The organism is Actinomadura sp. NBRC 104412, from assembly GCF_030269515.1.
Lineage (GTDB): Bacteria > Actinomycetota > Actinomycetes > Streptosporangiales > Streptosporangiaceae > Spirillospora.
In genome coordinates this window covers 55,945-79,797 of record NZ_BSTM01000025.1, presented here as the reverse complement: position 1 = coordinate 79,797, position 23,853 = coordinate 55,945, and the positions used below count along the sequence as shown (strand labels likewise).

General features: G+C 71.4%; 20 protein-coding genes. 12 read left to right on the top strand and 8 right to left on the bottom strand.

What is annotated here, in order from left to right:
* Nucleotides 1–30: 30 nt before the first annotated feature.
* From QSK21_RS26690 to QSK21_RS26655, 8 genes are all read left to right on the top strand, one after another.
* Nucleotides 31–819 carry a DeoR/GlpR family DNA-binding transcription regulator gene (locus tag QSK21_RS26690; RefSeq protein ID WP_285699879.1) on the top strand — a complete coding sequence of 263 codons (789 nt, stop codon included), beginning with the start codon at nt 31–33 and terminating at the stop codon, nt 817–819.
* A 55-nt stretch (nt 820–874) separates the two neighbouring features.
* The gene (locus QSK21_RS26685; protein WP_285699877.1) at nt 875–1,876 is read left to right on the top strand and encodes a 2-hydroxyacid dehydrogenase; all 1,002 of its coding nucleotides are present in this window, start codon (nt 875–877) and stop codon (nt 1,874–1,876) included.
* 29 nt (nt 1,877–1,905) lie between these two features.
* The gene (locus QSK21_RS26680) at nt 1,906–3,321 is read left to right on the top strand and encodes an FGGY-family carbohydrate kinase (protein WP_285699875.1); all 1,416 of its coding nucleotides are present in this window, start codon (nt 1,906–1,908) and stop codon (nt 3,319–3,321) included.
* A gap of 226 nt (nt 3,322–3,547) precedes the next feature.
* Nucleotides 3,548–6,271, top strand: coding sequence for an alpha-L-rhamnosidase (locus tag QSK21_RS26675; RefSeq protein ID WP_285699873.1), 2,724 nt, complete (start codon nt 3,548–3,550; stop codon nt 6,269–6,271).
* A 92-nt stretch (nt 6,272–6,363) separates the two neighbouring features.
* On the top strand, nt 6,364–7,644 hold the full coding sequence (locus QSK21_RS26670; protein ID WP_285699871.1) for an extracellular solute-binding protein: 1,281 nt from the start codon (nt 6,364–6,366) through the stop codon (nt 7,642–7,644).
* Nucleotides 7,645–7,646: 2 nt separating this feature from the next.
* Complete coding sequence (locus QSK21_RS26665; RefSeq protein WP_285699869.1) at nt 7,647–8,597, top strand: carbohydrate ABC transporter permease; 951 nt, start codon at nt 7,647–7,649, stop codon at nt 8,595–8,597.
* A gap of 223 nt (nt 8,598–8,820) precedes the next feature.
* The gene (locus QSK21_RS26660) at nt 8,821–9,648 is read left to right on the top strand and encodes a carbohydrate ABC transporter permease (protein ID WP_285699868.1); all 828 of its coding nucleotides are present in this window, start codon (nt 8,821–8,823) and stop codon (nt 9,646–9,648) included.
* Complete coding sequence (locus QSK21_RS26655) at nt 9,645–13,319, top strand: glycosyl hydrolase (RefSeq protein ID WP_285699867.1); 3,675 nt, start codon at nt 9,645–9,647, stop codon at nt 13,317–13,319. The genes QSK21_RS26660 and QSK21_RS26655 overlap by 4 nt, the downstream gene beginning before the upstream one ends.
* On the opposite strand, the gene QSK21_RS26650 is transcribed toward QSK21_RS26655, so the two are convergent.
* From QSK21_RS26650 to QSK21_RS26630, 5 genes are all read right to left on the bottom strand, one after another.
* Nucleotides 13,320–14,162 carry a sulfotransferase family protein gene (locus tag QSK21_RS26650; protein ID WP_285699866.1) on the bottom strand — a complete coding sequence of 281 codons (843 nt, stop codon included), beginning with the start codon at nt 14,160–14,162 and terminating at the stop codon, nt 13,320–13,322.
* A gap of 107 nt (nt 14,163–14,269) precedes the next feature.
* Nucleotides 14,270–15,169: a polysaccharide pyruvyl transferase family protein gene (locus QSK21_RS26645; RefSeq protein WP_285699865.1), complete on the bottom strand. Its 900-nt coding sequence runs from the start codon at nt 15,167–15,169 to the stop codon at nt 14,270–14,272.
* A 34-nt stretch (nt 15,170–15,203) separates the two neighbouring features.
* Nucleotides 15,204–16,031: an SDR family NAD(P)-dependent oxidoreductase gene (locus tag QSK21_RS26640; RefSeq protein WP_285699864.1), complete on the bottom strand. Its 828-nt coding sequence runs from the start codon at nt 16,029–16,031 to the stop codon at nt 15,204–15,206.
* A 7-nt stretch (nt 16,032–16,038) separates the two neighbouring features.
* On the bottom strand, nt 16,039–17,706 hold the full coding sequence (locus QSK21_RS26635) for a sigma-54-dependent Fis family transcriptional regulator (RefSeq protein ID WP_285699863.1): 1,668 nt from the start codon (nt 17,704–17,706) through the stop codon (nt 16,039–16,041).
* A gap of 455 nt (nt 17,707–18,161) precedes the next feature.
* Nucleotides 18,162–18,953 carry an ATP-binding protein gene (locus QSK21_RS26630; protein WP_285699862.1) on the bottom strand — a complete coding sequence of 264 codons (792 nt, stop codon included), beginning with the start codon at nt 18,951–18,953 and terminating at the stop codon, nt 18,162–18,164.
* A 119-nt stretch (nt 18,954–19,072) separates the two neighbouring features.
* On the opposite strand from QSK21_RS26630, the gene QSK21_RS26625 reads away from it, so the two are divergent.
* From QSK21_RS26625 to QSK21_RS26610, 4 genes are all read left to right on the top strand, one after another.
* Nucleotides 19,073–19,885 carry a helix-turn-helix domain-containing protein gene (locus QSK21_RS26625; protein ID WP_285699861.1) on the top strand — a complete coding sequence of 271 codons (813 nt, stop codon included), beginning with the start codon at nt 19,073–19,075 and terminating at the stop codon, nt 19,883–19,885.
* Nucleotides 19,885–20,064, top strand: a complete 180-nt coding sequence (locus QSK21_RS26620; RefSeq protein WP_285699859.1) for a DUF397 domain-containing protein — start codon at nt 19,885–19,887, stop codon at nt 20,062–20,064. Before QSK21_RS26625 ends, QSK21_RS26620 begins: the two co-directional genes overlap by 1 nt.
* Nucleotides 20,065–20,276: 212 nt before the next feature.
* The gene (locus QSK21_RS26615; RefSeq protein ID WP_285699858.1) at nt 20,277–20,462 is read left to right on the top strand and encodes a DUF397 domain-containing protein; all 186 of its coding nucleotides are present in this window, start codon (nt 20,277–20,279) and stop codon (nt 20,460–20,462) included.
* Between the two features lie 108 nt (nt 20,463–20,570).
* A complete protein-coding gene (locus QSK21_RS26610) occupies nt 20,571–20,702 on the top strand; it encodes a DUF397 domain-containing protein (protein WP_352231323.1) in 132 nt (43 codons plus the stop codon).
* On the opposite strand, the gene QSK21_RS26605 is transcribed toward QSK21_RS26610, so the two are convergent.
* From QSK21_RS26605 to QSK21_RS26595, 3 genes are read right to left on the bottom strand one after another with little or no spacing between them, the layout of a single operon-like run.
* Entirely contained in the window at nt 20,646–21,023 is a 378-nt protein-coding gene (locus tag QSK21_RS26605; RefSeq protein ID WP_285699814.1) for an SDR family NAD(P)-dependent oxidoreductase, read from the bottom strand. The genes QSK21_RS26610 and QSK21_RS26605 overlap by 57 nt on opposite strands.
* Nucleotides 21,020–22,759 carry a CocE/NonD family hydrolase gene (locus QSK21_RS26600; RefSeq protein ID WP_285699812.1) on the bottom strand — a complete coding sequence of 580 codons (1,740 nt, stop codon included), beginning with the start codon at nt 22,757–22,759 and terminating at the stop codon, nt 21,020–21,022. The genes QSK21_RS26605 and QSK21_RS26600 overlap by 4 nt, the downstream gene beginning before the upstream one ends.
* Before the next feature lie 18 nt (nt 22,760–22,777).
* Nucleotides 22,778–23,848 (bottom strand): LLM class flavin-dependent oxidoreductase, encoded by a 1,071-nt coding sequence (locus QSK21_RS26595; RefSeq protein ID WP_285699811.1) that lies wholly within the window; start codon nt 23,846–23,848, stop codon nt 22,778–22,780.
* Between the last annotated feature and the right edge of the window lie 5 nt (nt 23,849–23,853).

The window sequence follows — 23,853 nt, the reverse complement described above, 5'->3', positions numbered from 1 at the left end:
TCCGGTGCCCGGCCACGAGAGGATCCCAGCATGACCAAGGACAACAACGGCCGGCGCGGACCCGACGCGCGGCGCCGCGCCATCGCCGACCACGTGCTGTCGGTCGGCTCGGTCACCGCCGGGGACCTGGCCGAACGGTTCGGCGTCAGCCTCATGACGATCCACCGCGACCTGGACGAGCTCGAACGGCAGGGCATCGTCCGCAAGTACCGGGGCGGGGTCACCGCGCAGCCGTCAGGGGTGTTCGAGAGCAACGTCGCCTACCGGATGAAGTCCATGCAGGCGGCCAAGGACGCGATCGCGGCCAAGGCCGCCGCGCTGGTCGAGCCCGGCATGGCGGTGATGCTCGACGACTCCACGACGACGCTGGCGCTGGCCCGCAGGCTGAGCGACGTGACGCCGCTGACCGTGGTCACCAACTTCCTGGAGACCACCAACCTGCTGGCGCGCGAGCGCGGCATCCGGCTGATGGCGCTGGGCGGGGAGTACGACCCGCTGCACGACTCCTTCCTCGGGGTCTCGTGCGTGGACGCCGTGACCGCGCTGAACGTCGACCTGTGCTTCGTGTCGACCTCGGCCGTGTCCGGCGGGTACGCCTACCACCAGGAGCAGCACATCGTGTCGGTCAAGCGGGCGATGCTGGAGGCCGCGGCGCGCAACGTGCTGCTCGTCGACCACTCCAAGCTCGGCCGCGTCGCGCTGCACCGGGTGGCGCCGCTGTCGGTGTTCGAGCGCGTCATCGTCGACGACGGCGCGAAGCCCGAGGCCCTGCGCGAGCTGGACGAGCACAAGGTCACCTACGAAGTGGCCGTCACCTGAGGAACGGAAGCGCGGGGAACCGAGCTCCCACCCACGATCCTATGAGAGAGACCCGATGAGAGTGCTGGCCGCGGGAGACCGCTTCGTCCTCCCGGAGCTGCTGGCCGACGCCCTGGCCGCCGAGCTGGGCGAGGCCGCCGATGTCCGCCGTCTCGAACTGCCCTGGCCGGTCGTCCCGTTCGGCCCGGTGGGCGAGGTGGACGAGGCGTCCGGCGACGAGGACACCATGATCGAGGCGCTGGCCGGCGCCGAGGCGTGCGTGACCCAGATGGCCCCCGTCACCGCGAAGGTCCTGGACAACGCGCCCGGCCTGCGCCTGGTGGCCGTCGCCCGCGGCGGACCCGTCAACGTCGACGTGGAGGCGGCCACCGAACGCGGCGTCCGGGTCTGCTACGCGCCGGGACGCAACGCGACCGCGACCGCCGAGTACACCGTGGGCCTGCTGCTGGCCGTCCTGCGCCGCATCCCCGAGACCCACGCCGCGCTGGCGGGACGGGGCGAGTGGGGCGGCCGGTACTACACCTACGAGGCCACCGGGCTGGAGCTGGAGGGCACGCCGGTCGGGCTGGTCGGCGGCGGCGCGGTCGGCGGCCGGGTCGCCCGGATCCTGGAGGGCTTCGGCGCCGACGTCCAGATCTACGACCCGTACCTGCCGGGAGGCGCCTCCAGCCTGGACGAGCTGCTGCGCCGATCCCGTGTGCTGTCCCTGCACGCCCGGCTCACGCCGGAGAATCGCGGCATGATCGGGGCGCGCGAGCTGGCCCTGATGCCGCCCGGCTCGGTCGTGATCAACTGTGCCCGGGGCCCGCTGCTGGACGAGGACGCGCTGTGCGACGCGCTGGAGTCCGGCCACCTGCTCGGCGCGGGCCTGGACACCTTCGCCGTGGAGCCGCCGCCCCCCGGCTCGCGCCTGTTCGGCCTGCCCGGCGTCGTGCTGACCCCGCATCTGGGCGGCGCGAGCCGCGCCGTCGCCGAGAAGGCCGCCCGCATCGTCGCCGCCGAGGTCGGACGGCTGCACCGGGGCGAGCCCCTGGCGCACTGCCTCAATCCGATCTGACGCAACCCGATCTGACCGGAGGCTCGCTGATGTACGTCGGGATCGACGTGGGCACGTCGGTGGTGAAGGCCGCGGCGTTCGACGAGGACGGCCGTGCCCTCGCGGTCGAGTCGCGTCCCGCGCGCACGCTGCGCAGCGGCTCCCGGGTCGAGCAGGACACCGAGGAGGTCGTGGCCGCCGCCGGGGACGTGCTCGGCGCGCTGCGCCCGCGCCTGGGCGGGCGTCCCGCCGCCGTCGGGCTGACCGGCCAGGGCGACGGCGTGTGGCTGGTGGACGGGCGGGCGAGGCCGGTCCGTCCCGCGATCTCCTGGATGGACGGCCGGTCCGCCGCGATCGTCAACGAGTGGACGGCGGGCGGCGTGGCGGCGGAGGTCTTCGCGCGCACCGGCAACGCCCTGTTCCCCGGCTGCCCGGCGCCGATCCTGGCCTGGCTCGACCGGCACGAGCCCCGCGCGCTCGACACCGCCGCCACGGCCGCCTATTGCAAGGACGTGGTGTTCCAGCGGTTCACCGGGGTGCGCGCGACCGATGCCAGCGACGCGTCCGTGCCGTTCCTGGATCCCCGCGCGCGTGCGTACGACGCCGCGTCCCTGGACGCCTGCGGCCTGTCGCACAGGGCGGGCCTGCTCGCGCCGATCGCCGAGCCGCTGCCTCGCGGCGAGCCGCTCGGCGACGGGCCGCTGCCGCCCGGTACGCCGATCACCGCGGGGCCGTTCGACGTGCCCGCCTGCGCGCTGGGCGCGGGAGTGACCGAGCCGGGCGACGGACTGCTGATCATCGGCACGACGCTGGCGTGCCTGGCCGTGGTGGACGAGCCGGCGCTGGACGGCGAGCCGACCGGGTTCCACTTCGCCACCACGCGTCCCGACCGGTGGCTGCGCGGCATGCCCGCGATGGTGGGGACGGCGGCGCTGGAATGGGTGCTGGCCAGGGTCGGCGCGTCCCATCGCGATCTGGACGCCCTGCTGGCGGAGTCGCCGCCGGGGGCGCGCGGCGTGCGGGTGCTGCCCTTCTTCTCGCCCTCGGGTGAACGCGCGCCGTTCGTCGAACCGGCGGCGCGCGCCGAGATCACCGGTGTGAGCCTGGAGACCACCACCGCCGATCTGGTGCGCGCCACCTGCGAGGGCATCGCGTACGCGGCACGGCACTGCCTGGACGCGGCCGGGCTGAGCGGAGCGCTGTCGGTGGCGGGCGGAGGCACGCGCAGCGACGGCTGGCTGGAGCTGTTCGCCGGCGTCCTGGGACGGCCCTTGCGCGTGGCCGCGGGCGAGGCCGGGGCGCGCGGTGCGGTGCTCGCCGGCAGTCCCGAGCTGGACGCCGCGGCCTGGACCCGTCCCGCCTCCGTCCGGGACCCGGACGGCACGGCGGCGTTCTACGCGGAGGAGTACGAGGTGTACAAGGCGCGGGTGGAGGCCGCCCGAGAACGCTGGCGAAGCGGTTCGTAACAAGTTGGCGTGTTGTAATCGCACATCATCTAACGCACTGCTCTCCGACCTGCCCGCAGGCCGGTCCGCCGTGCTTCATACCTGCTTGCGCTCCTGTTCGGCGCCGCAGGCCCACCCAAGTTAACGTGATGTACCCGGCATCTTGACACTCCAACACCACCCTCTCTACGCTCAATCTCACACTTGTGAGTGTTAATTCACAGAAAATTCGTTCAGGAGGCGATCCATGACCGGCGAGGCCATCGCGGCGCTGGCGCCCCTCGGCCTTCGCTGCGAGCAGCGGACCGAGCCGCTCGGCATCGACGAGCGGGCCCCGCTGCTGTCGTGGCGGCTCGCCTCCTCACGCCGCGGCGACGCCCCCGCCCGCCACCGGGTGCGGGTCTGGGACGAGGCCGGCGCCCTGTCCTGGGACACGGGATGGGTGAGCGACCCGGAGGCGGTGTCGGTCCGCTACGCGGGCGCCCCGCTCAGCGCCCGCACGCGCTACCGCTGGGAGGTCGCCGTCACCGGCCGGGACGGCGCCACCGCCGAGGCGGGCTCCTGGTTCGAGACCGGGCAGCTGTCCCCCGCGGCCTGGCAGGCGTCCTGGATCACCCACGACACCTCCGACCTCGACGTGGTGGACGCGCCGGAGGAGGGCGAGGTGGCCCTCGCCGACCACGGCCTGTCCCCGGCCGTCCGGCTGCGCCGCCCCTTCCGGGTCCCGGCCGGGCCGCCCGTCCGCGCCCGCCTCTACGTCACCGCCCGCGGGCTGTACGAGCTGCGGCTGAACGGTCACCGCGTCGGCGACGACGAGCTGGCCCCCGGCTGGACCGACTACCGCGACCGCATCGACTACCGGACCCACGACGTGACCGGCCTCGTCGCCGCGGGCGAGAACGTCCTGGCCGCGACCCTCGCCGACGGCTGGTGGAGCGGCTTCGTCGGCTTCGACCCGCGCCGCTCCGGCGCCCACTACGGAACGTTCCCGCAGCTCCTCGCCGAGCTGCACCTCTACCACGCGGACGGCCACCGCGAGGTGATCGTCACCGATGGGACGTGGCGCACCCGCCGCTCCCCCATCCGGTACGCCGACCTGCTCAAGGGCGAGTGCCACGACCTGCGCCGCGACACCCCGGGCTGGGACCGTCCCGGGTTCGGCGACGCGGAGGGCTGGCTGCCCGCGCAGGTCACCGGTGACGACCACGACCTGCTCACCGCCGCCGTGGCGCCGCCGGTGCGCGCCGTCGAGGAACTCGCCGCCCGTACCGTCACGCGCGTCGGCGACGACCGTCACCTGGTCGACTTCGGCCAGAACTTCGCGGGCCGGGTGCGCCTCACCGCCCGCGGTCTCACCCCGGGCGCCCGCGTGGTGATCCGGCACGGCGAGGCCCTGGACGCGGACGGCGCCCTCTACACCGACAACCTGCGCACCGCCGACGCCACGGACGTCCTCATCGGGGGCGATGACGCCGTGGTCGTGTTCGAGCCGCGCTTCACCTACCACGGCTTCCGCTACGCCGAGGTCAGCGGCCTGCGCGAGCTGGACCCGTCCGACATCACGGGGGTCGTCCTGCACAGCGACACCCCGTGGGTGGGCGAGTTCGCCTGCTCCGACCCCGACATCGAGCGGCTGCACCGGGCGATCGTGTGGGGTCAGCGGTCCAACTTCGTCAGCGTCCCGACCGACTGCCCGCAGCGCGACGAGCGGCTCGGCTGGCTCGCCGACGCCCAGGTGTTCCTTCCGACCGCCTGCCTGAACGCGGACGTGGCCGCCTTCTTCGAAGGCTGGCTGCGGGAGGTGCGCGGCGCCCAGTCGCCGGACGGCTGCTTCCCCAACGTGGCGCCGAGGCTGGCCGGGGTCGCCGACGAGGGCGCCCCCGGCTGGGGCGACGCCGGCGTCCTGGTGCCCTGGCACCTGTACCGGGTGTACGGGGACGAGCGGTTCCTGGAGCGCAATCTCGACGCGATGTGCGCCTGGGTCGACTTCGTCCACCGGCACAACCCCGACCTGGTGTGGCGCCACAGGGTAGGCCCGCACTTCGCCGACTGGCTCGCGCCCACGCCCACGCCGCGCGAGGTCGTCGCCACCGCGTACTTCGCACGCAGCACGGAACTCACCGCCCGCGCGGCCGGGGTCCTGGGCAGGGACGACCTCGCGGACCGGTACGGGACGCTCGCCGGGCACATCCGCAAGACCTTCGCCGAGCGCTTCGTCACGCCCGGCGGCCGGATCGCCGGCGACACCCAGACCGCGTACCTGCTGGCGCTGGCGTTCGAGCTGCTGCCGGGCGGCAACGGCGGCGAGGCGGCGTCGCGTGCCGCCGAGCGCCTGGCCGAACTGGTCGAGGCCGCGGGCCCCGGCGTCACCACGGGGTTCCTCGGCGTGGGCCTGATCGCCCCCGTCCTGGACGCCTGCGGACGACCCGACCTGGCGCACGCGCTGCTGCGCAGGACCGACCCGCCGTCGTGGCTGTTCCCGCTGCGGCACGGCGCGACCACGATCTGGGAGCGCTGGGACGGCTACACCGACGAGCGCGGGTTCCAGGCGGCGGCGATGAACTCCTTCAACCACTACGCGCTGGGCTCGATCGGCGAATGGCTCTACCAGGGCGTCGCCGGGCTGGCCCTGGCCCCGGGCTCCACCGGCTACCGCGAGCTGCTGATCCGCCCCCGCCCCGGCGATCTCGCGTGGGCGCGCGCCACCTACACCTCCGTGCGCGGCACCGTCGCGACCGCGTGGGCGCGCGAGGACGGCGTCCTGCGGCTGGAGGTGAGCGTCCCGCCCGGGGCGACCGCCGTCGTCCACGTGCCCACCGGCGATCCCGGCGGGGTGCGGGAAGGCGGGGTGCCGGTGGACGGCGCCGAAGGCGTCGAGGTCCTCGGTACCGGGCCTGGAACGCTCCTGTGCCGGGTGACCTCGGGCGACTACCGCTTCACGGCGGACGATCCCATGCTCGCCGTCCCCTAGGGACGGCACCGGCGGCCTCGGCCGCTCGATCGGCGGCCCTCGGGGCCGCGCAAGACCATCGCGGCGCACGGCCGCGGTTTCGAGGAGGACTCATGACATCGTCGTTGCGAACGGCAGCCCTCAGCCGCCGCGGCTTTCTCGGCCTGACCGGCGGCGTGGCCGCCATGGGCGCGCTGGCGGCGTGCGGCGGCACGTCCGGTTCCGGCGGCGGCTCGGGGACGCTGCGCCTGGTCGGCGTCGCCGACCAGCAGAAGGCCGTCGAGGCGGTGCTCAAGGGCTACACCAGAGCCAAGTTCAGCACGTCCTTCGCCCCCACCGACCAGGTGCAGACCTCGGTGCGCACCCAGCTCGGCGCCGGCAACGCCCCCGACGTCCACGTCGTGTACCCGGGCAACGGCTCGGCGATGAGCATGGTGCAGATCTCGCAGGCGGGCCTGCTGGCCGACCTGAGCGACCAGGCGTGGACCAAGCGGATCCCCGCGGGCCTCAAGCCGGCGTTCCAGAACAACGGCAAGACCTTCATCTACTCGGCCGGGTCGAGCGTCATCGGCGCGATCTACAACAAGAAGGTGTTCCAGGAGGCCGAGGTCGAGCCGCCGAAGACCTGGAGCGAGTTCCTTGAGGTCTGCGACAAGATCAAGAAGAAGGGCAAGACGCCGATCGCGCTGGGCGCGCAGACGCCGTGGATCACCCAGCTGATCACCTACGCGCTGGTACCGTCCACCGTGTACGCCAAGAACCCGCAGTTCGACCAGCAGATGAAGGCGGGCTCGGCGAGCTTCGCCAACTCGGGCTGGGTCCAGGCGCTGGAGATGTACCTGGACCTGCAGAAGCGCGGGTTCTTCAACGACAACCCCAACGGCACCACCTTCGAGCAGCAGACGGCGATGGTGGCCACCGGCAAGGCCGCGATGGCGATCCAGGTGTCGGCGGTGCTGCCCGACTTCCGCAAGGCCGCCCCGTCCCCCGACGACCTGAGCATGTTCCCGGTGCCCGGCGCCGACGACGCCGCGCAGGTCTGGATCCCGGCGGGCGTGGTCGTCGGCCTGGGCGCCAGTGCCCGCAGCAAGAACCTGGAGGAGGCCAAGGCGTTCCTGGAGTACCTGGGTGAGCAGAAGACCATGAACACCTGGGCCGAGGCGGTCGCCTGCGTGCCGCTCTCCCGCGACGCCGGCTCGAAGATCGACCCCGTGCTGGAGCCGTTCCTGCCGTTCATCGACGGCAACAAGGCCGTGCCGTTCATGGACCAGGCGTGGCCGAACGCCGAGGTCCAGCCCGCGCACTTCGCCGCGGTGCAGGAGCTGCTCGGCGGCCGGACCACGATCCCCAAGGCGCTCGCCAAGATGGACGAGATCTATCGGAAGACCCAGTGACCGTGACCTCGACCCTCCATCCCGCCCCGGCGGCGAAGCGGGAGGCCCCTCCGGCGGCCGCCCGGCGCCGCCGGAGGCGGGGCTCCCGTTTCCTGTCCCCGCCGTGGTGGTTCGCCGCGCCCGCCCTGGCCGTGTACGCCCTGGTGGTGCTGTATCCGAGCCTCAGCGGCGTCGTGTACGCCTTCACCGACTGGAACGGCCTGGGCGACCGCGGCTTCGTCGGGCTGGACAACTTCGTCCGGCTGTTCCGCGACGACGCGGCGCGCGGTTCCCTGGTCAACACGCTGCTGCTGACCGTGGCGATCGTGGTCGTCCAGAACGCCATCGGGCTGCTGCTGGCGCTCGGGGTGCACGCCAGGATCAAGTCGCGGACCGTGCTGCGCGTGGTGTTCTTCGCCCCGGCGGTGGTCAGCCCGGTCATGGTCGCGTTCCTGTGGAAGTACATTTACAACCCCGCGCCCGACGCCGGGCTCAACGGCATCCTCGGCGCGGTGGGCCTGGGCGGGCTGCGGCAGGACTGGCTGGGGAACCCGGACCTGGCCATCTGGTCGATCGCGGGCATGGTGATCTGGCAGTTCGCCGGCTACTCCATGGTGATCTTCCTGGCCGGTCTGGAGGGGGTCCCCGAGGAGCTGCACGAGGCCGCGATGATCGACGGCGCCGGACGTTTCCAGCGCTTCCGGCATGTGACCTGGCCGCTGCTGGCGCCCGCCGTCACCATCAACCTGATGCTGTCCACCATCGGCGGGCTCAAGCTGTTCGACCAGGTCTACGCCGCGACCCAGGGCGGACCCGGACACGCCAGCGAGACGCTGTCGACGGTGCTCTACAAGCAGGCGTTCGTGTTCGGCAACTACGGCTACAGCATCTCGATCGCCCTCGTCCTGGCCCTCTTCGTGGCCGCCGTGTCGATGGTGCAGATTCACTATTTGCGGGGACGGGAGACAGCATGACCGAGCGCAGCGAGGGAGTGCTGTCTCCCGTACATCTGCGGGGGGCCTGGGGGGTCGCCCCCCCAGAAAAAACAAGAGACAGCATGACCCAGCGCAGCAAGGGACTGCCGTCTCCCGTACACGTGCGGGGGGCCTGGGGGGTCGCCCCCCCAGAAAAAACAAGAGACAGCATGACCCAGCGCAGCAAGGGACTGCCGTCTCCCGTGCGCAGCGAGGGGGCGGTATGAGCTTCCGGTACGGGCTTCGGACGTTCGGGCTGGAGCTGGTGATGATCGCGGTGGCCGTCGCCTTTCTGTTCCCGGTGTACGCGCTGGTCACGCTGTCGTTCAAGAACCCTCGGCAGGTGGCCGAGTCGCCGCTGGCGCCGCCGACCAGCCCCGTGCTGGAGAACTACTCGCGGGCCTGGACGCGCGCCGAGCTGGGCCCGGCGCTCTTCAACAGCACCGTGGTGACCGTGGCGAGCCTGATCGCGCTGATCGCCATCGGGTCGTTCGCCGCCTACTTCCTGGCCCGCCGCGCGACCCGGCTGGGGTACGGGCTGTACGTGCTGTTCCTGCTGGGCATCGTGCTGCCGTTCCAGCTCGGGATGATCCCGCTGTTCAAGATGGTGGACGCGGCGGGGTTGCTGGGCACCTTCCAGGGGATGATCATCTTTTATACCGGGATCCAGCTACCCTTCACGATCTTCCTGTACACGGGGTTCATCCGGGCGCTGCCCTCCGACTACGCCAACGCCGCGCTGATCGACGGCGCCGGGCACTTCCAGGCGTTCACCCGGGTGGTGTTCCCGCTGCTGCGGCCCATCACCGGCACCGTGCTGATCCTCAACGCGGTGTTCGTCTGGAACGACTTCTTCACGCCGCTGCTGTACCTGGGCGGCTCGACGCGGGAGACGGTGCCGGTGCGGGTGTACGCCTTCGTCGGCCAGTACGTGTCCGACAACGGGCTGGTCTTCGCCGGCCTGGTCCTGGCCGCCCTGCCGATCCTGGTGGTGTTCCTGCTGCTCCAGCGGTACGTCATCAAGGGCTTCGCCAGCGGGCTGAAGGGATGATCCCGCCGCGGTTGCGGGAGGTGCTGGAGACGCCGCCCCGCGCGTACTCACCCGCGCCGATCTGGTGGTGGAGCGGCGAGCGGCTGGACCGCCGCCGCCTGCGGGACCAGCTCGAACGGTTCACCGACGGCGGCGTCCACAACCTGGTGATCATGAACCTGGCCCCGTCCGGCCCCATGTTCGGGTCGGACGCCGACGAGCCCGCCTTCTTCTCCGACGCCTGGTGGGAGCTGCTGGACGGGGTGTGCGAGGACGCCGCCGGGCTCGGCGTGTCCCTGTGGTTCTACGACCAGCTCGGCTTCTCCGGCGCCGATCTCCAGGCCAGGCTCGTCCGGGACGTCCCGGAGTTCGCCGGGCGCTGGCTGGAGCGGGACGGCTCGACCGTCACGCGCGGCTTCGACTACCTGTCGGCGGAGGCGTGCGCGGCCCTGCTCGACCGCGTCCACGGCGAGTTCGAGCGGCGGCTGGGGCACCGGCTCGGCAACGTGATCGTCGGTTCCTTCCAGGACGAGCTGCCCGCGCTGCCGACCTGGACCGAGGGGTTCGCCGAGGAGTTCGCGCGCCGCCGCGGCTACGACCTGACCCCGCACCTGCCGTCGTTGTGGAAGGACGACGAGGCGTGGACGGTCCGCCGCGACTACCACCTGACCCGGGCCGAGCTGGCCGAGGAGGCGTTCTTCCGCCCGCTGGCCGGCTGGCACGCGCGGCACGGGCTGCTGCACGGCTGCGACCAGCAGGATCCGGCGCGCGCCGGGCATCCGGTGGACGGGGTGAGGCTGTACGCCGACTACGCGCGGACGCACCGCTGGTTCGGCGCGCCCGGCTCGGACCACCATGGCGACGCGAAGATCCACTCGTCCCTGGCCCACCTCTACGGCAGGGACCGCGTCTGGATCGAGGCGTTCCACTCCAGCGGGTGGGGAGGGACGCTGGAGGAGACCTTCGACTGGCTGCTGCCGTGGCTGCGCGCGGGGGCCACCCTCTACAACCCGCACGCGGTCTACTACTCGACCAAGGCGGGCTGGTGGGAGTGGGCACCGCCGTCAACGGACTGGCGGCAGCCTTACTGGGCGCACCACCGCGTCTTCGCCGAAGCGGTCACCCGGCTGTGCGCGGCCCTGTCCTTGGGCCGCCATGTGTGCGACGTGGCCGTGCTGTTCCCGACCGCGACCGCGCAGGCCGGTACCCGGCTCGACGGCGTGGACGAGTCCGCCGCCCTGGCTCAGGAGACCTACCGGGCGCTGGTGGGCGACATGGCCTGGTTCGCCATGGTGCCCGGCGTCCTCGACCGGCTCGGGGTGGACGCCGACGTCCTCGATGACGACTCCGTTCGGCGGGCCGTGGTGGCGGAGGGACGGCTGACCGTCGCGGACGAGTCGTACGGCACCGTCCTGCTGCCCGCCTGCACCGTCCTCGAAGGGGAGACGGCCCGGCGGCTGGTCTCCCTGGCCGAGCGGGGCGGCCGGGTCATCGCGGTCGGCCCGGTCCCGCTCCACGGCGTCGGCGACCCGGAGGCGGGCGAGGCCGTGGCGAGGCTCGCGGAACTGGTGGAATCCGTCCCGGACGTGGAATCCCTCGGCCCTCTCCTGCACGCCGCGCGCCGGGTGGAGGCGCCCGTGCCCGCGCTGGTCCGCGAGGTGGACGGCGCGACGGTGGTGTTCCTGAGCGCGGCCGAGTCCATGGCCAGCCGCGTGTCGGTCGGCCGCCCGGACGAGCGCGGCGCCGACCTGGGCTGGCTGGATGTGACCTACGACTTCGACCCGGACCGTTACCACCGCGACCTGCGGGTCCGCGTCCACGGCGTCACGGGCCCGGCCTTGCTGGTGAGCCCCTTCGGCGGGCCGCCGCGCCCACTGCCGACGACCCCTGGACCGTCCTCGGCCGAGGTGGTCGTCCCGTTCGACGACGGTCCCGCCGCACTCCTGGTCTTCCCGGGCGAAGGGTACGCGGAGCCGGAAGCGCTCCCGTCCCCGCCCCGGATGGCCGAACTCGACCTGGGCTCCACGTGGGACATGGAGCTGGTTCCGACCCTCGACAACACCTGGGGCGACTTCGCCCGTCCGCCTGGCCCCATGCCGGTTCTGGAGCGCCGGCAGTTCGAGCACAAGGTGGGGGACGGCCCCTGGCGACCCGCCCTCGCGACCTTCGGGCCGCATGGCGTCTGGCGCCGGGACGACGATCCGCAGTGGCGGCCCGTGGTGTACTCCGACAGCCGGGGCATCCACAAGGACCCGGTTCACCGCGCCGCGCTCGGTCCCAAGGGCCACGTGCCCGAGGAGTTCCTGGATTTCGGCGAGGTCGGGGCCGGGCGGCGGGTCGTCCTCCGCACGAGGACGACCGTGCCCGCGCAGGGCGGCTTCCTGGTCGTCGGTGCCGCCGCCGCCAAGGAGATCCTCGTCGACGGAGATCCCGTGCCCTTCGATGACCACGGCTACCTGGCCGTGACCAGGGCGGTCCTCCCCGCGGGTGAGCATCTCCTGGAGGTGCGGCTCGTGCCGGACGCCGACGTGCGGCTGCGCGGCCATCTGTCGGTCGTGACCGACCCCGCCCGGTGCCTCCGGCCCGAATGGATCACCGTGGGGGGCGGCCCCCGCCCCGGCGCGCGGGTGGCCTTCACCACCGAGCTGCGCGGCTCCGGTCCGCTCCAGGTGACCTCGGCGGCGCCGTGCCGGATCCTGGTGGACGGGGTGGAGATCGGCCGCCAGGGCGGTTTCGACCCCTACGCCGAGAAGGAGGCTCCCCGCGTCGGCCGCTACGAGGTGTCCGGGAGCCGGCTCACCGTCGTCCTCACCGAGAACGCGACCCCGCCCGCGGTTCTGGTGGACGGCGCGGCGGTCTCCGACATCACCTGGCAGGCGGCCCGCGACGACGTCCCGGTGCCGGTCGTTCCGCGACGTGCGCAGCACGGCGACCCGGCGGCCCTGCACCTGCGCCGGCGCCCGCACCCCTTGTCCGGCGCGCGCTGGCTGGAGGGCGACGATGGCGAAGGCGTCGCCGACGAAGTCGTCCTCCCGGTGCCGTTCGCCGTTCCCGACGCCCGGTCCCGCACGGAATCGTTCCGCTTCCCCGTGCCGCCCGGCGCGACGCGAATGCGCCTCACCGCACGCGGCGAGATCACCGGCGTCTTCCTGGACGGCGTTCCCCTCGGCACCACCGGCCCCGACATCGACTTCCCCGGCGACCACCGGCCGGCGCAACGGACCGCGGAGCTGCGCGTCAGGACCCGTCCCGGGCACCAGGAGGGCGCGGCGCTGGCGGGTCCGGTCGAGTTCACCGTCGGCCCGGGGACGATCGGGCTCGGCGACTGGGAGGAGCAGGGCCTTGCCGGTTACAGCGGCGGTGTCCGCTACAAGCGCGTGCTGGACCTGCCGGAGACCCCGGCGAGGGCCGAGCTCGACCTGGGCCGGGTCCGCGGCACCGCCGAGGTGACGGTGAACGGGAACCCGGTGGGCGTGCGGATCTGCTCGCCCTATGTCGTCGACCTCGGCACGTCGCTCCGCGCGGGCCGCAACGCGATCGAGATCGTCGTCTACGGCACCCTCGCGCCCTACCTGGACGAGACCAGCCCGACCCATTTCGTCTTCGCGGGCCAGCGGACCACCGGGCTGCTCGGCCCGGTGACCCTCAGGATCTCCGAGGAGGCCGCCCCGCCGTCCCGTCCAAGCCTCTGATCAGCTGATATAGCCCCAGATCTTGCAGATGTCGCGCAGGGGCTCGGGAACGTCCTCGTCCTTGGGAAGGGGACGGGCCTTCTGGACCCGGCCGGACTTGATGTTGGTGCTCCAGTCGCCGAACACCGGCTTGAGCGGGCCGTGGTCCTGGTCGCCGTAATCGAGCATCTCCGGCTCCCAGGGGACGCCGAGGAACTCGCACAGCCGGCGGGTCTCCTTCTCCGGCTCGGCGGTCAGGTCCTCGTACCGGATCGTGAGCCCGTCCAGGTGGCGGCGCGCCTCCTCCACGCCCGAGGTGTGGTCGAGGACCTCCTGGACCACCTCGTCGTACTCGGCGCCGTCCCGCCTGGCCATGACCGACTCCACGACGGCGGCGGGGTGGCGCAACAGGAACACGAACCGCGCCTGCGGCCAAGCCGACGCGATCCGGTGCCAGATCAGCGCGTTGGCCGGGGTCTTGTCCACGATGATCTGCTTGCCGCTCCGCATCAGCTCGTGGTGCAGAACGCGGTCCCACAGCAGGTGCTCGATCTCGTTGATCTCCAGGCCGAGCGCCTCCATGACCGCGTCGGTGTAGTCCTTGCTGGGCCTGACCTTCAGCGTGCGGAGGTGCAGCTCGTGCGGCGCCCGGATCTGGGAGTGGCTGTTGAGCAGGACCCGCAGCAGGGTCGATCCGGACCGCTGGGACGACAGCACGAACACCGGCGACTCCACCAGGCGCGCGGCCGACAGGTCCGGCAGCGGGGCCCTGACCGGGGGCTTCACCCCCGGTGGCCGGAACGCCTCAACCAAATGCGCGCCCCTGCGCCGGAGCGCCCTCCTCACCTCTGTGCCGCGCTGCATTTTCCCGCATCCTTAGAACGCCTCGTGGTGGTCACGAGACCCTACGCAAGAACCAAGATCGGGACCGCCTTGTTGAGGCGATTATCAGTGAAGTTTCAGTCAGGACGTCAGCGGCGGCGGTCGAGCGCCCTGGCGAGCTCTTCGAGCAACGACGGCTCCCGGGGTGCCCTCCCGGACGGAGCGTTCCTGCCCTCCGAGGATAGGCACCAGTCCCACCAGCGGTTCAGCGCGGCCCGGTCGAGGTACGGCGGCGCGTCGTCCCGTCCCGTGGTGACGATCGCGGGCCAGTCCCACGCCCGCGCCTGCGCGGTGACCTTCGCCCCGCCGCCGATCGGGTCGACCGCCAGTGCCGGAAGGCCGTTCTTCAGGGCCAGGACCAGACCGTGCAGGCGGGTCGTGACCACCAGGTCGAGCCGGCGGAGGACGGCCTCCAGCTCCATGGGCCCGGTGGCGTGCCGCCAGTCCCGCGCATCGAGCCGGGTGTCCAGCGGCACCCGCGCGCATTCACGGGTTTTCAGCCAGCCGGCCAGCTCTTGTTCGATCCGGTCGTGCCGTCCACGGGAGCCGTACTCCCCCTGCCCCGGGCTCAGCACGACGCCCACGACCGGCGGGAGGCTCGCGGACGGGACGTACGCGGCCAGGTCCCGGCGCGGCGGCCGTCCCGGGGCGTCGCGCGGCAGGATCACGTCGAAGCCCCGGGCGGCGGGCTCGTCGCGGTCGACGACCGAGACGCCCACGGCGATGCGGCGGCACCGCGCGTACCGCTCGTGCAGGTACCGCACCTGCTCACCGTGCACGGGACCGCAGGCGAACACCAGATGTGTGTAGCCGGCGGGTTCGGCCTGCTCCAGCGTGAGGCCATCGGGACGCAGCACCGGGCTCCACGCCACGTCGCATTCCGCGCCGGACGCCCGCAACGTCCGGTACACCGCCTCCATGGCCAGGACGTCCCCCGCCGTCGCCTCTCCGTGGACGAAGCTCGGCCACCCTGTCAGCAGAACCCGCATCCCGACGCGGTACCCCGCGCCGGAGGGCTCGAACTCAGGAGGTGGCGGAACCCGCGGCGTCCTCGAAGGCGGCGGCGATCCGCTCGTGGCGTTTCCGGACCATGGGGAACCAGTCGGGGTGCGTCAGTGCGTACAGGTCCCCGCGCTTGATGGCCCGGACCACCACCGCGCCCGCCTCCCTCGGCCCGATCCAGCGGTAGCGCGGGTTCTCGTCCTCCGAGAGATCGACGTCGGTGAGCCCGGCGGCGGGCAGATGCCCGGGACGGTTGCGCGAACTCGCGTGGATGTTGGTGCGGACCGTCCCCGGGCACAGGACGGTCACGCCGACCTTGGACCCCTCCTGGGCCAGTTCGGCGGCCAGTGTCTCGGTGAGCGCCACCACGCCGAACTTGGTGACGGAGTAGGCGCCGAGCCTAGGCGGCGCGACCAGACCGGACATCGACGCGGTGTTGACGATGTGGCCCCCGTCGGGGTTGCCGCGCAGGATGGGCAGGAACGTCTGGACACCGTGGACGACCCCGTACAGGTTCACGCCGATCATCCAGTGCCAGTCGTCCATCGTCAGGTCGGCGATCCGCGCCATCGGTCCGATGCCCGCGTTGTTGCAGACAACGTGCACGGTGCCGAAGCGGCCGGTGACCGAGCGGGCCAGCGCGCGGACGCTGTCCAGATCGCTCACATCGCAGGGGACTGCGGTGGCCCCGATGGCGCCGGCGGTCTCGCTCAGGGCGTCCCGTTCGATGTCGGCGATGACGACGCGCATGCCCTCGGCGATAAGGTTCTCGGCGATGCCCCTGCCGATTCCGGAGGCGCCGCCCGTCACGACGGCCACCTTCCCGCTCAGGTCGGTCAGTGCGCTCACGGTGTCCTCACCCCTGCGGTGGCCTGATGCCGAAGCGTTTGAGCTTGCGGTAGATGGTCGCCCGTGAGATGCCGAGGTCGCGGGCGGCGGCCTCGCGGTCCCAGGACGCGTCACGGAGCGCGGTCAGCAGGGCGTGCCGTTCCGCCCTCTCCAGCTTGGTCAGCCGCCGGGGACGCCCATGGTCGCCGGGAAGGTCGTCCACGGTGATGTCGCAGGACAGCGAGCGGGTCAGGGCCGTGGCCACCACCTGCCGGAGCTGGCGGAGGTTCCCCGGCCACCGGCTCTCGGCCAGGGCCGCGAGCGCGTCCGGCGTGCAGCGCGGACGCGGCGTCCCGGGACGCAGCTCGGCGATGATCTCGTTGACCAGCGCGGGCAGGTCGCTCATCCGCTCGCGCAGCGGCGGCACGTCCAGGACGACGGGGAACCGTTCAAGGAGGGCGCGCAGGCCGTCGCCGGGCTCCCGTTCCGAGGCCGTGGCGACCAGGCGGGCCCGCGCGGACTCCAGCCGTGCCGCCACGGGCGCCGCGCGTTCCGGTGGCAGCGCGTCGAGGTGCCGCAGGACGACCGTGCCCTCGTCCAGCGCCGGGGGGAGCGGGTCCACGGCGGCATCGACGACCGTGAGCGGCCCGGTTTCGTGCAGGCGGCGGGACAGGACGGTCTTCCCCGTGCCGCGTTCGCCCCTGAGCAGCACGGGCAGCCGTGTGGCGCGTGCCCGCTCCACCTGGTCGAGCAGGCGCTGCCACGGCGACGGCGGGTGGGTCGCGGTCATGGGGGTCAGGCTCACCACGGCCGCGGAGCCGGACAGCGGGCGGCAGCGCGCGGACACCACCAGGCCGGAGCCGAGCCGCAGCCTGGAGGTGCGTTCCCGTCCCGAGGCGGAGACCTCGCGGGCCCATCGCCGCAGCGGCTCGTAGTCCGCGCCGTCCAGCAGGGTGAGGGTGGCCGGGTTGGCGATGAACAGCTCCTCGCCGAGCCCGGCGACCGGCTGCGGCGACCGTTTCGAGGCCCGCACGACCTCCTCCAGCAACGCGCGCTCGTCGGCCGAGGCACCGGCCCGCAGCCGCGCCTCGATCTCCCGGGCCAGCTCCGTGACGAGCGGCAGGAGCAGCCCGTTCGTGGACTCGTACCGGCAGTTGATGTTGAGCAGGCCGACCAGCCGTCCCGTCGCCGGGTCGCGCACCGGCGCGCCCGCGGTGGTCGCCTCGCTCTCGTACGCGCGGAAGTGCTCGCTGCCCGCGACGATGAACGGCCGCCGCTGCTCGACCGCGGTGCCCAGGCCGTTCGTGCCGACCACGTCCTCGGCGAACCAGGCCCCGGGGAACACCCCGCGCGCCTCCAACTGCGGCACCAGCGACGGATCCCCCACCACATGCCGGACCAGCCGGCATTCACCGTCGGCCAGGAACGCCCACACCCGCGACCCGGCGATCTCCGCTTCGAGGCGGTCCATCACGGGACGCGCCGCCCGCACCAGCCGTTCCGGCGGGACGGCGGCCTCGTCCCTGGGCAGGTCCGTGGCCGCCGCGTCCACCCCGCTGAGCAGCGACCGCCGCCACGACAGCACGATCTCCCGCCGCACCCCACAGTCCTCCGGCGGCAGCAGATCCGGATCCCCACCCTCCAGAAACCGCTCCTTCACCGCCAACGTCCGCCGCCACGCCTCGTGGCCGCGCATGGGAACCATGGTTTCCGGAGGCACCGGCCCACCTCCCGAGCGGAGATCTCCCTTCCTCCTCAGCATCCTCAACCGAGCCCCCACCGTCAGCGCCCCTTCCGCCAGGCGGTCACCGATCCCCGCCGAAGGGCCGACGCCGCGCCGAAAAACCGCATCACGGTCCACAATGACTGTTCCCCTGCCACCACGGTGCTTTGTAACGCGCGCGGATCCAGGCAGAGCACGCGAGGCTCATGGCCGAGATCGACGGCTGATCTACTGTGGGAGTGCAGGACTCCAGCGGTCAGATGCCGAGTCCGCGGCCGATGTGCGCGATGGTCGCCTTGCACTGCTCGGGGAAGTAGACCGGCCGGGAGTTGGAGCAAACCGGCCGTGCAGATCGAAGACGCGTACGATGCCGTCAAAGTCGGCGAATTCGCGCGCCTCGCGGCGCGATCCAACCCTATCCAGGGTCCTCACGGTCGGCGGCCATCCACGGGTGCGTTACCCTCGCTGCGGCGGACGAGGTCTTCGGTCAGATCGTGCAGGTCGACAATGGGACGACGGACGCGGGCGCCGCTGGAGCAGGCGAAGGAGAGGTGCGCCGGTTCGACCCAGATGGTCAGATCTTGGCCTCGCTTGAGCGGAACGCTCACCAGCGAGACGCCCTGCCCGTCGCGGTGTGCGGCGTCGATCCCCCGGACGATAAGGGATTCGGCCAGGTGCCGGGCCGCGTGCATGGGCGTCGCGATGACCGAAGTGATGGCCTCGGGATCGTCCAGGCCGAACGAGCACCACACGACCTTGCCCGGGACGCTGTTCGTCCCCAGCCAGGAGCGGGACCGATGTGTGCCCCATGCGTCGGCGAGCGCCGCGACGATGCCGATACCCCGACCGTGCTCGTCGAACGGATTTTGGGGGCCGATGTCCGGACGGGACGAGCGTTCGGTGTCGAAGACCGACACCACCAGCTGAGGCTCGGGTGTGGTCCTGGCCCACACCCACAGCTCCGGCGGGACGCGCGACGCCCACGCCCCGGACCGTCGGCCGTGTTGAAGCGCGTTCGTGGCCAGCTCGCTGGCGGCCAGAAGGGCGTCGTCGACCGTTTCACGGCGCAGGCGGAGCGCCGCGAGCGCGGAGCGGAGCAGTGTACGGGCAGCACCCGCGCAACTCTCGTCGGCGGGAAGCGGCCACACGCACAAGCCGCCCACCGAAAGGTCGGCGGAGGGACCGACGCCCATATGTCCGGGCTGCACCATCTGTGCCATTTTGGAAGTCACCTTTCGGGACAGAACTTCCTTTCTTTGCAACACAGAGTGCGCCTTTCTCCCTACGCTTGTCCGGGTTGTTTGCAACACCCGCAACTGGATGCAACTAGGAGGTCAAGATGTCGCACCGTCCCACCCCCGACCCGAAGTCCTCGATGTGGGGTCTCATTGCCTACTACCTGCGGTTCTGCCGCCTCCAGCGCAAGCTCACGGGCGACCTTCTCGGCGAGATCATGGGATGCTCGAAGTCCACAGTTTCTCGACTGGAGACGGGCGAACTGAATCTGGATGAAGCTCAAGCCGCAGCCCTCGACAACACCTGGGATACGGGAGGACTCTTCGGCTTCCTGGTCTGGTACGCCACCCTGGGCCATGACCCGAACTGGTTTCGGCAGTACGTTGATCTGGAGGTCCGATCCTCGGTCATCAAGACCTGGCAGGTCGACCTCGTGCCCGGCCTCCTCCAGACCCCCGACTACGCCAGGGCGGGACTCATCTCTGGCAACGTGAAGGACCTTGAGGGTGCGCTCGAACGGCGCCTGACTCGACAGGCGATCCTGGACTGGGAAGATCCCCCGATGCTGTGGTTCCTGCTGTCGCAGACCCTGCTGGAGCTACCATTTGGGGGGGTCGACGTCATGAAGGCACAACTCGCGCACATCATCGAACAGTCACACCGTCCCAACGTGGGCGTGCGCGTCGTTCCGAAGTCCGCAGGGGCGCACCCCGGCTTGGACGGAGCCTTCATGCTGCTAACACTCACAAAGCCCCACAGGGAGGTCGCTTATGTCGAGGCCCAGGGAGGTGGCCGACTAGCTGCGACGACCAGCGAAGTAGCGTTCTATGCACTACGTTATGACCAGATCGGGCATCATGCCCTGCCCGAAGGGCAATCGCGGGACTTGATCAAACAAACCATGGAGGCCATGTGATGACCCCTGTATGGCGGAAGAGCAGCAGAAGCACCACCCAGGGAGGCGAATGCGTTGAGGTTGCGGCGCTTTCAGACGCCATCGGCCTCCGAGACAGCAAGAACCCCCTACACGGCCACCTCGCCCTCACACCTGACCAGTTCGCAAAGCTCCTCCGACACATCAAGCAGGACGTGTAGCGGGTAGACCCGGTGGTCTAGTACTCCAGGGCGACGGGCATCTTGTCCTGACCACCCAGCAGTTCTCAGCTCTTGTTGCACGGATCAAGGACGAGTTGTAGGTAGCAAAGCAAACATGCCGCTGGGCTTACGGTCCTGGTGCGGATCGGCGCCGTCGCCCTCCCCGTGGACTCCTCCCGAACCCTTATCAAGGAGATCAGGGAGGACATGGCATGGCTTCCCTGACGTGGCGCAAGAGCAGCCACTCAACGGAGGGAACCACCGCTCAGTGTGTGGAAGTCGCCCATTTGCCCGATGGGATCGGTGTACGAGACAGCACGAACCCTCACCACGGCCACCTCACCGTCACACCCGATGAGCTTGCGAGGCTTATACAACGAATCAAGCAGGACGTGTAGCAAGCGACCGCCAGCGCCCTGGCACCCCCGTTACCGATCGATCCGCCGAGGGGTGGCGAGTGATCACACCAACATGGCGCAAGAGCAGTAGGAGCACCAGCCAGGGCGGTGAGTGGTGTGGAGGTCGCCGCCCTCCCCGATGGGATCGGCGTACGCGACAGCAAGAACCCGTGTGAAGAGCACCTAGCGCTCACCAGGCAGCAGTTTGCCGATCTTGTAGTCTGGATCAGGAGCCGCTAGTTGGCGCTGTCTGCGCTTCTCAACTCGTACTGACCGCCGGGCACCGCTGGGCGAGGTCATCAGCCGTGGATCACGCCCCAGAGGTTGACGCCGAGCGCCCATTCCCAGGTGTCGTTCGGCGCATACGGCCACATCCGTTCGGACGCCGATCGCTTCGGCGCCGGAGCTGTGCAGGTCTTGGACCGCGTGTTCCAGGGCGTCTGTTTCGATGTCGGCCAGGACGCAGCGCATGCCTTCGGCGGCGAAGCGTCCCGCCAGTGCGCGTCCGATGCCGCTGGCCGCGCCCGTGACCACGGCGACGCGGCCGTCCAGGCGTCTCATCTCGGGATCACCGGGAGGGTGATGTGGGACGGCCGGGCGCCGTCGTGGAAGACCGTCTGGTGCTGGACGACGAAGTCCTCCTCGGTGGCGGTCGCGGACGGGGAGCCGTTGCCTGGGTTGCGGTCGAACTGCGGGAAACTCGCGCCGGCGATGTCGACCCGCAGGCGGTGCCCTGCCTTGAAGACCTGGCTGGTGGCGATCAGGTCGATCGTGTACTCGTGGGCCTCTCCGGGCGTGATGGGGCTCGGGCGTCCGGTGCCGTCGCGGTAGCGGGCGCGGACGATGCCGTCCACGACGATCAGGGCGCGCCCGTCCGGCCACACATCGACCAGCTTCGCGGTGAAGTCGGTGTCGGCGGCGGACGTGGCCGCGTACAGGGTCATGGTGACGGGGCCGGTGACCTCCAGGTCCTCGGTCAGTTCGGCGCTGGTGAACGAGAGCACGTCGGGGCGTGCCTCGACCGCGCGCTGGTCGCGGGGTCCGGCCGTCCATTCGACGCCGCCGGGGCCGCCCGCGAGGAACGTGGCGCCGCCGACGGTCGGCGTGGGGTCGGCCGGGTCGTAGGTGAAACGGGACGGCTCCGATTCCGATGGCGCGTCCGGTGAGAGGGTGCCGTCTGCGTGCAGGTACCAGGGCGTCCATTCGGTACGGGCCAGGGGCCATTCGTTCTCGTCGCGCCAGACGTTGTCGCCCATCACGAACAGCCTCACCGGCGGGCCTTGCGGCTCCTGCGGGTCGTCCCGGACGGTGCGGCGCAGGAAGTCGAGCTGCGTCTGCTCCAGCCGGGCGCCCTGGTCCGAGGCGGCCGATCCGAAATGCAGCTCCCCGACGGTCCCACTGCGGTCGGCGTGCGTCCAGGGGCCGATGATGAGCCGCTGCCCGCGCCGGGCCCGTTCGGTCGCCGCGTCCCGGGTCAGCGTCGTGAAGTTGTCGAGCGTCCCGCCCAGGAACAGGTCGAACCAGCCGCCGACGTGCAGGACGGGCGCGGCGATCCGGTCGCGTGTGGTCGTGTAGCTCAGCGCGGACCAGTAGTCGCCGGCCTCCTCGTGCTCCACCCAGTCGCGCCAGCTCGGCAGAACACCGCTGACGGCCGGGGTGTCCCGCAGCGGCAGGTGCCGGTAGCCGGACGCGGGATCGGCCATGAGCCGCATCAGCGCCGCCATGTCACCGGAGACGTCCTGCCCGGAGGCGGCGCGGTAGCCCAGCTCTTGCAGGGTCTTGAGCATGTGCCAGCCGAGAAGCTGGCCGAGCGCGAACGCGCCCTGCCGGTAGGCCAGCCCCCAGTGGTAGTCCGCCGGGGTCACGATCGTCACGAGGCCGCGCAGCGCCTCGGTCACCGCGGGCGTCGCCGAGGCCGCCGCGGCGAGCTGGACCATGCCCAGGTAGGACTGCCCGAACATGCCCACCGCGCCGGTGCACCACGGCTGGCGCACGCACCATTCGATCGTGTCCACCCCGTCCTCGGCCTCGTCCACGAACGGCGAGAACTCGCCGTCGGACGTGCCGGTGCCGCGGCAGTGCTGCGCCACCACGGCGAACCCGGCCTCGACCGCGGGCAGGAAGGGTACGGAGCGCAGCATCGGCTCGCCGTAGGGAGTGCGGATCAGCAGCACCGGGAACGGGCCGCCCTCGGCGGGACGGTAGATGTCGGCGCGCAGCAGCGTCCCGTCCCGCATCTCGATCGGCGCGTTGTGCTCCACCCGCAGCGGGACGGCGGGCACGTTCAGCTTGGCCACCTGTGCCTCCTCCCCGTCTCAGGGACGCAGCTCGCGCGCCGCTGGAAGGACTTCCTGGGCGAACAGTTCCAGGCTCTTCTCCGCCTGGTCGTACGGCATGCCGCCGAAGCTGGGCAGCACGACGAGCTGGAAGTCGCCCAGCGCGTCCCGGATCTCCCGGAGCTGCGCCAGGATCTGGTCGGGCGTCCCGACCAGCGCGCACTCGGCATAGTCGGCGGCGGACTTCTCCAGCCCCGCCTCGCGCATGACCTTCGCCGTCTCGGCGTAACGCTGGTAGCCCTCGATGTCGGCGAAGTGCTCTCCCGCCATCTCGTAGTGCCGGACGTTGGAGAAGAAGAACTTGCCGATGTACTCCTTGGCCCGCTCCTTGGCGACGGCGGCGTCCTCGTGGCAGTACATGTTGACGTTGACCGAGATCGGCGGAGGCTCGGTGCCGTGCGCGGCACGGAACCGCTCGCGGTAGGCGTCGAACACCGGCATCAGATCGGGGATCGGCCGCGTCACGATCGTCATCAGCGCGGCCCCGAGGTCGACGCACGACTTGATCGAATCGGGCGACCCGGCCACGCAGTACACCCGTCCCTTGAACGACTCGCGCGGGCTCGGCCGCAGTTGCGCGCGCGGCTGCGGGTAGTACGGGCCGTCGCCCTCGATGTACCCGGTCTCCAGCGCCTCGACGATCATCGCGGCGGCCTCGTCGAACCGCCCGCGCGCCTCCGACATGGGGATCCGGAACGGGGCGTACTCGGTACGGGACAGCCCGCGTCCCATCCCGAACAGCGCCCGCCCGCCGGACACGATGTCCAGCATGATCATCTTCTCGGCCACGCGCAGCGGGTCGTTCCACGGCAGGATCACCGCGCCCGTCCCCAGCTTCAGCCGTTCCGTCCGCCCCGCCACATGCGCCAGCAGCAGCACGTTGTCCGGGCACATCGCGTAGTCGTCGAAGTGGTGCTCGACGGCCCACAGGCTGTCGTACCCCAGCCGGTCCGCCAGCTCGGCGAGCCCCAGCTCGCCCTGGAACATCTCCTCGTCGGTCAGCTTCTCGTGCAGGTTGCCGAATCCCAGATTGACACCGACGTGCAACACGGGGC